Genomic DNA, 7,257 nt, shown 5'->3' on the forward strand with positions numbered 1-7,257 from the left:
ACACTGTATTGCCGTCAGGATCGGTCATGAATCCGCGATTGTATATGCGATCTTTTTCGTCGACAGCAGTAAATCCGCCCCAAATGGCCATATTATAGTCTTTAGCCCATCCTTCCACTGCCTGCATCGTAGGGCCATTGTCGGGCTCGGCATTCAGGCGCAGTTGCTCCCTGATATTAGAGTAGCCGGTATTGAACATTTCAGGCAGTACCAGCAGATCTGTATCCGGGTCGATCGATGAGATGCGACGGCTGACGGCCTCAATATTGGCCTTAGCGTCGTTCTCGATTATATCGTGTGGCATAACGGCCACTTTGAGATTGCTTTCAGGCATCGTTGTCGGTGCAGAATTTGTCTTTGTATAATCCGGTAAACCGGCTGTAGTAGCGCTTGATTTCACGCATATCAGCCTCAATATCGCCTGTCGGATGGAATGTATCGGTGATATACATGTGACGGGTAGGATAGTCGATCGCTCCAAGCAGTATAGGTATGCGCGCTTCCATAGCGATACGAAGGAAACCGCTATGCCATTGGGCGGTGCGGCTTCTGGTCCCTTCAGGCGTAATGGCTATCGTCAGCCGGTGGGAATGGTTGAAGCGCTCCACGATCGCACTGACCAGCGATGTCTTCTCTTTTTTATTTCGTCGCGGCACAGGTATGCCTCCTATGGCCCGCAGAACAATGCCAAGAGGGAAGAAGAACCATGATTCCTTCATCAGAAAGCCGGCTTTGCGCCCGGCAGCAGCATATGCAAACTTACACAGCACGAAATCCCAATTGGATGTGTGGGGAGCCACACATACAATGCTTTTGGGATAATCAGGCTGTGTAATGTCAACTTTCCAACCGGCCAATTTAAGGATAAGGCCGCTCAGACTCATTGCGCTTCAGATACTTTTTCCGACTTGTTTCTGGAGGGAAGAGCCGAGTTCATTTCCTTGACGATGCGGAGCAGCTGTTCGTTGAATTCACTGCGAAGCTTTTTGAATGCGGCAGTGTTGTAGGCTGTGCGCGCTTTGCGATATGCTCCGGCATTTTCAAATTCAGAGCGTGATCTGTCGAAACTGAAAGTAGTCCGTGCAAGTGACTCTGTCTGAAGTTTCGCCAGACCGCATATCACTTCGCTCAGCTTGTCGCAGTCAACTCCCGGGATTATCTCGCATGCCATAGCACACTCTGCGGCGCAGTCGCCACAGATATAACGGATCTGTTTTTTCAGTGTTCTTTTGTTTGCCATAATTGGTAGGTGTATTTGTCAGTCAACAAAAATAACAAATATATTGTTAGGACGCCTTAAGACTGCACACTTTTCTTATGTTTGCGCAAACCGGCGATGATTCCGGCCAGTCCGCCAGCCGGAATGACTCCAAGCGATCCGCAGGTCACAGCCGTTTCGTCGAACCGGTCGACATTATCTCCTTTCTCCCATGGGACATACAGACTGACCGGTACAGGATCCGATGTGTGACGCCGGTGTCGCCATGAAGTAGCGTGGTCGGGCAACAGCGCAAACACTGTGTCGCCACCATCGGACACTCGCTGCCATAACGGAGCCAGCAAGCGAGAATCGATCGCCTCAAGAAATGACCGTTTCAGACGGAACGAGCCGGTATGCGAAGCCGTATCGGCACCTTCGATGTGAACCATTACAAAGTCATAGCCGTCGGAATCAAGCGCGCCGACAGCTACCGCAGCTTTAGCTTCAAGCGATGTGGAGCAGTCGCCTGTGGCCCCCGGAACGTCCAGACAATCCATGCCGAGAGCCTTCCCTATGCCCTTGACCAAGGGGGTGGCAGCTATGAGAGCTGCTCTATACGGAAGCGGCGGGAGAGAAAGTGGATGTCCGGCCGACCACAGCCACATCCAATCAGGCAGGCCGAAAACAGGCCGTAACGCCGTCCCTGATATATATGCATCGTAAGGCGACACGATTCCATCTATTTCGGGTGACGTCCCGGATGTAACAACAATACCGCTCAGACCTCCGATATGTCGGGCATCTACAATCGGACTATAATTTACCGCTGATTTGATCAAACGACAGGCTTCCGAGGCCGTGATATCCTCAGGCATCGGATCTACAACTCTGCCTGACGGCATGGCACGCACCACATTACACCGCCATACGGTGTCATCAGGAGAGACCTCCATTCCAAGCCCAAGAGCCTCCAGCCATCCGCGGCCTGATATCGGCCGGTCGTTGCCATAGCCGAGAATCGACATGATTGCCGTTTCACTCCCCGGGGCATTGCCATCGGGCGATGTAGTCAGACGCCCGGTGGCCGAACGACATGCTATCGTATCGGCCACCGGCATATCGGCTGCCTGAAGAGGGGTAAGACCTTCGGTCGACGCATCGGCTACATCAGCCGCTCCATCTATGATCACCAGAAGTGTTTTCATGTGTGGAGCAGTGAAGTGGATCAGCGTATGTTGGCGATGCTTATGATATCGGCAAAGACTCCTGCGGCTGTCACATCGGAGCCGGCGCCATATCCTTTGATCACCATCGGATAGTCGTGATAGCGTTCGGTGGTGAGCAGTATTACGTTGTTGCTTCCCTCAAGGTTGTAGAACGGATGATCCGATCCTACCATCTCAAGTCCGACAGATGCCGACCCGTTGTCGAGGCGTGCCACAAATCTGAAACGCTTACCCTCCCGGGTGGCCTTGCCGCGGCGGCTTTCAAAATCGTCGTCGAGCTGCTTGACCGCTTCAAGGAAATCCTCAACCGAGCCGTCGAACATCGCGGGAGGAAGCAGGGGAGTCGATATGACATCATGCAGACTGACCTGATATCCGCTTTCACGCGCGAGAATCACAAGTTTGCGCATCACATCGGTGCCGCTGAGATCCACACGCGGATCCGGTTCGCTATAGCCTTCGGCCATGGCACGCCTGATGGCTTCGGAAAACGGCACTGTGTCGGATATGGTGTTGAATATGAAGTTGAGGGTGCCCGACAGCACTGCTTCTATCCGTATGATCTTGTCGCCTGAATTAATCAGCGAATTGATAGTGTTGATGATCGGAAGACCGGCTCCGACATTGGTTTCAAAAAGATACTTCACATCGCGCCGGCGGGCTATGGCCTTAAGTTCGCGATAGCCGTCGAAGCATCCTGAGGCCGCGATCTTGTTGGCTGCAACCACATTGACGTTATGACTTAACATATCGGGATATAGCGCGGCGATCTGTGGACTTGAAGTGCAGTCGACAAACACGGAGTTGAATATATTCATTCCGATGACTTCGTCGCGGATCAGTTCGGGCGACGACTGAAGCCCTTCGGCTGCAAGGCGATCCAGACAGGTGTCGAGATTCATGCCTTCGCGGTCGAAATATACTTTAGTGGAATTGGCGATGCCCACTACCTTTAGCTTCAGAGCCTTTTCGCGGAGAAGTTTCTCCTGCTGCAGGGCAAGCTGCTGAAGCAGGTGACGCCCAATGTTGCCAATTCCGATTATGAAGAGATTGAGTACTTGGGTGTCAGAGAGAAAAAAACTGTCGTGGATGACGTTGAGCGCCTTTTTCTGATCTTTGATTTTGATTACAAACGATATGTTGGTTTCGGAAGCACCCTGAGCGCAGGAGATCACATTTATACCGTTCCTGCCGAGAGTGTTGAACAGACGTCCGGCTACGCCGGCGGCATTACGCATATTTTCGCCGACGATAGCCACTGTGGCAAGATTGTGCTCCGAATGTATGGGGTTTAGTTCACCCGAGGCGAGTTCGGCCGCGTATTCTTTTTCGAGTGCTTCCACGGCACGCGCGGCATCTTCGTTCTTTACGGCAAACGATGTCGTATTCTCACTGGAAGCCTGCGATACCATGAACACGCTGACTCCCTCACGGGCAAGAGCATTGAATATGCGTGCGTTTATACCCACAATTCCAACCATTCCGAGACCCGACACGGTAATCAGGCAGGTGTCGCTTATAGATGATATTCCCTTGATGGCCTTGCCGTCGGAATTTCCTTCGGAGGCATCGCTGCTCGACGATATAAGCGTTCCCTTCGCGTCGGGATTAAAGGTGTTTTTGAGCAGAATCGGTATGTTTTTATGAAATACCGGATATATTGTCGGGGGATAAATCACTTTGGCTCCAAAGTTGCACAACTCCATGGCCTCGACAAATGTCAGATGATCTATGACATAGGTGTTGCTGATGATTCTCGGATCAGCTGTCATGAATCCGTCAACATCGGTCCATATCTCAAGCAAGTCGGCATCAAGAGCCGCTGCTATTATCGCGGCTGTATAGTCGCTGCCTCCACGTCCGAGATTGGTGACGTCGCCTGTCGCGGAATCGGATGAAATGAACCCCGGCACTACAGCCACCTCATAGTCTTTCGCTCCGAGCGTCTGCATTACAAGCGGGAGTGTGGCGTCGTTGTCGAGCACATGTTTGCCGAACTGGTCGACGGTCTTGATGATCTGTCGGGAATCAAAAAGTCTGGCGCCTTTGATTATACGGCTTATAATCAGACTTGAAAGCCGTTCGCCATAGCTGACGATCGTATCAAGCGAACGCGATGACAGATCGTTCAGCAGACTTACGCCTTTGAATATGTTGCCAAGTTCGTCGAGCATCCGGTCGACATCATTGAATGTCTGCGATCTGAGGTGATCCGGAACCATGCCTTCGATCACATCGTGATGTCGCTTTATGATTTTGGCGTAAGTTTCAAGATATGTATCCTCTTCGCCGGCAGCGGCGGCCTTTGCGGTAGAGATGAGCATGTCGGTGACGCCTCCGAGCGCCGAAACCACTATTATGACCGGTTTGCGACGCCCCTCGACAATCTTCTTGACCGAAGTCAGGCTCTCTACAGTTCCGACGGACGTGCCGCCAAACTTCAGAACTTTCATTTTATAAAAGTTTATTCAAAACTATGTGTGAATATTATAACATCTATTGTGTGCAAAGGTAATCAATTTCCTCTGATTTCATTGGGCATTTACGTATAATATGTGTAATTTTGCAGCAATTACATCACGACTATCGATTGACCTGAGTATGGGCATAAGCATAAAACTGAACGACTTGCGCAAGTCAAAGACCGATGCCAGAGAAGTAGACTTCTCCATGGCCGACGAGTTTATATCGGACAAGCCCGAAGAGCCGAAAAAAAACGACGACGGCAAGATTGTGCTCCGGACGGAAAATCTGGTCAAGAAATACCGTCAGCGCACTGTTGTCAACCATGTGTCGATCAATGTCACACAGGGTGAGATAGTAGGGCTGCTCGGCCCGAACGGTGCAGGCAAGACCACGACTTTCTATATGACCGTGGGACTGATAACGCCTAATGAAGGCGAGATTTATCTCAACGATCTCAATATAACCAAATACCCGGTATATAAACGGGCGCAGAACGGTATAGGCTATCTTGCCCAGGAGCCTTCGGTGTTCCGCAAACTCAGCGTGGAAAACAATATCAAGGCCGTGCTGGAAATGACCGATACCACTCCAGAATATCAACGCGACAAACTCGAGAGCCTGATATCGGAATTCCGTCTGGAGAAAGTCAGGAAGAATCTTGGCGACCAGCTTTCGGGAGGCGAACGCCGTCGCACGGAGATAGCGCGATGTCTGGCCATCAATCCTAAATTCATCATGCTCGACGAGCCTTTCGCCGGAGTGGACCCCATAGCGGTGGAGGACATCCAGTATATCGTCTACAAACTCAAGGAGAAGAACATAGGCATCCTCATCACTGACCACAACGCACCTGAAACGCTGAGTATAACCGACAGAGCCTATCTGCTTTTCGAGGGCAAGATACTCTTTCAGGGAACATCGGAGGAACTCGCGGCAAATCCCGTCGTCAGGGAAAAATATCTCGGGCGCGGATTCATATTCAATCGCAAGAAGTTCGACTGATCACGGATGTTTCCCTTATGGTCGGTTACATGCCACAGACTTATACCATCACGAGCATGCAACCATGCAACGACCGTCAGGGTATCATTTCATTCTTCCGATCCTATAGAACATATACATTATACCCACTGTGGCCATGAGGCTGATGACCGCAATGGCCATAGAAAGGGGAGTGGCATCAGTGGCCATCTGATTGATATCGGCTCCGCCTGAGTCGGCTACAGACTGGGCTATGACGACCAGACTGTTGTTTGTGGCATGTGCTATCACAGCGATCCACAGCGATCCGCTCCACACAGCCATATATCCGAACATCGCTCCAAGAAGCATCCGCGGAACGAAGCCGTAGAACTGCATGTGAACCGCGCTGAATATAAAAGCTGTCAGCCATATGGCCACATGGATGTTCATGCCGGCTGTAGACAGAAGCCGCTGCAGAGCGCCACGAAAAAAAAGTTCCTCGCTGAATCCGGCAAGCAGACCTATGATCAATATCGACATGATTATACTGCCTATAGTGTCAGTCCCCATCAGTTGTCGTGTCATGGCAGCAGCATTGGCCTCGGCGTTTTTCATAAATTCCTCCAGAGCCGACATTGATTCAGGGAACCGGATTGATTCGTTCCAAGCCACTATGACATTCATAAACGGAATCATGACAATTATGGCAAGCACCGTGAGCAATATTCCGAATGCGGTAGGGCGCGAGTCAATCATCAGCAATCGAGCCGGATACCTTGTGACGATGACGGCCGTAGCAATTGTCGGAACTACAAACATGAGCAGATCCTGCAGAATGGCAGCTATCCGGAGATGCGGAGTGGTCGGAGTGCGAAGCACTATCGCGATCACCACGCTGGTCATCACCAGGCAAACAGCCGAGACACAGATAAAAAACAAAAGTCTACGGCCTTCGTCGACATTGAATGACAATGTGCCATGATCATTTGATGTAGAAATCCGAAGTAAGTCTGACATATTCTTCTGTGTATTGATTGGAGTTTGTTCTGATATTCAATTGTTCACATTCGACAGGAGAGGTGGTGTCGGCGTCATGCGCCAGTTCCCACAATATCCGGCGACCTTTGCGTTTAGGATTGGTGTGAACCACACACCGTCGCACGACAGCCATACGGTGGAGCGACGACAGCCATTCGATCTCGTCGGATGCCTCGAAGGGTGTGACCATGGCCAGCCGCCCTCCACGACGCAACAACGCCGGAGCTGACGATATAATCCATTGGAAATTCATACTACCCTGATGGCGTTCCATGGCCCGAGCTTCATCGGGCGCAACCAAAGGGCCGTCGAAGTAATGCCGATTGGTGACCACCAGATCTACTTTAGCGAAACTGTAAGAGA

7 protein-coding genes and 1 pseudogene are annotated in these 7,257 nt (G+C 51.1%); 1 reads left to right on the forward strand and 7 read right to left on the reverse strand.

The genetic code is table 11. The features are described from left to right. The 5 genes from C5O24_RS09350 to thrA form a co-directional block, all read right to left on the reverse strand. On the reverse strand, positions 1 to 304 hold a 304-nt coding region (locus C5O24_RS09350; protein ID WP_275541805.1), incomplete at its 3' end, for a nitrilase-related carbon-nitrogen hydrolase. Between the two features lie 22 nt (positions 305 to 326). Beyond that, positions 327 to 884, reverse strand: a complete 558-nt coding sequence (locus C5O24_RS09355; RefSeq protein WP_107034721.1) for a 1-acyl-sn-glycerol-3-phosphate acyltransferase — start codon at positions 882 to 884, stop codon at positions 327 to 329. Then, positions 881 to 1,240, reverse strand: coding sequence for a hypothetical protein (locus C5O24_RS09360; RefSeq protein ID WP_107034722.1), 360 nt, complete (start codon positions 1,238 to 1,240; stop codon positions 881 to 883). Before C5O24_RS09360 ends, C5O24_RS09355 begins: the two co-directional genes overlap by 4 nt. A gap of 56 nt (positions 1,241 to 1,296) precedes the next feature. After that, on the reverse strand, positions 1,297 to 2,406 hold the full coding sequence (locus C5O24_RS09365) for a BPG-independent phosphoglycerate mutase family protein (RefSeq protein WP_107034723.1): 1,110 nt from the start codon (positions 2,404 to 2,406) through the stop codon (positions 1,297 to 1,299). A gap of 20 nt (positions 2,407 to 2,426) precedes the next feature. Continuing rightward, positions 2,427 to 4,880, reverse strand: coding sequence for a bifunctional aspartate kinase/homoserine dehydrogenase I (gene thrA / locus C5O24_RS09370; protein WP_107034724.1), 2,454 nt, complete (start codon positions 4,878 to 4,880; stop codon positions 2,427 to 2,429). A gap of 217 nt (positions 4,881 to 5,097) precedes the next feature. Here thrA and lptB point away from each other — a divergent pair, with 217 nt between their 5' ends. Next, on the forward strand, positions 5,098 to 5,895 hold the full coding sequence (gene lptB, locus C5O24_RS09375) for an LPS export ABC transporter ATP-binding protein (RefSeq protein ID WP_107034910.1): 798 nt from the start codon (positions 5,098 to 5,100) through the stop codon (positions 5,893 to 5,895). 84 nt (positions 5,896 to 5,979) lie between these two features. Here the strand turns inward: lptB and C5O24_RS09380 are convergent, their stop codons facing one another. Next, positions 5,980 to 6,750: a CPBP family intramembrane glutamic endopeptidase gene (locus C5O24_RS09380; RefSeq protein ID WP_205961086.1), complete on the reverse strand. Its 771-nt coding sequence runs from the start codon at positions 6,748 to 6,750 to the stop codon at positions 5,980 to 5,982. Positions 6,751 to 6,838: 88 nt separating this feature from the next. Continuing rightward, a pseudogene (locus C5O24_RS14020) lies at positions 6,839 to 7,257 on the reverse strand (hypothetical protein); the annotation flags it as partial.

It is taken from the genome of Paramuribaculum intestinale, assembly GCF_003024925.1.
Classification (GTDB): Bacteria; Bacteroidota; Bacteroidia; order Bacteroidales; family Muribaculaceae; genus Paramuribaculum; species Paramuribaculum intestinale.

Coding starts and splice junctions, on each gene's coding strand:
- C5O24_RS09355 (WP_107034721.1), bottom strand. CDS start 884: ATGAGTCTGAGCGGCCTTATCCTTAAATTGGCCGGTTGGAAAGTTGAC.
- C5O24_RS09360 (WP_107034722.1), bottom strand. CDS start 1,240: ATGGCAAACAAAAGAACACTGAAAAAACAGATCCGTTATATCTGTGGC.
- C5O24_RS09365 (WP_107034723.1), bottom strand. CDS start 2,406: ATGAAAACACTTCTGGTGATCATAGATGGAGCGGCTGATGTAGCCGAT.
- thrA (WP_107034724.1), bottom strand. CDS start 4,880: ATGAAAGTTCTGAAGTTTGGCGGCACGTCCGTCGGAACTGTAGAGAGC.
- lptB (WP_107034910.1), top strand. CDS start 5,098: ATGGCCGACGAGTTTATATCGGACAAGCCCGAAGAGCCGAAAAAAAAC.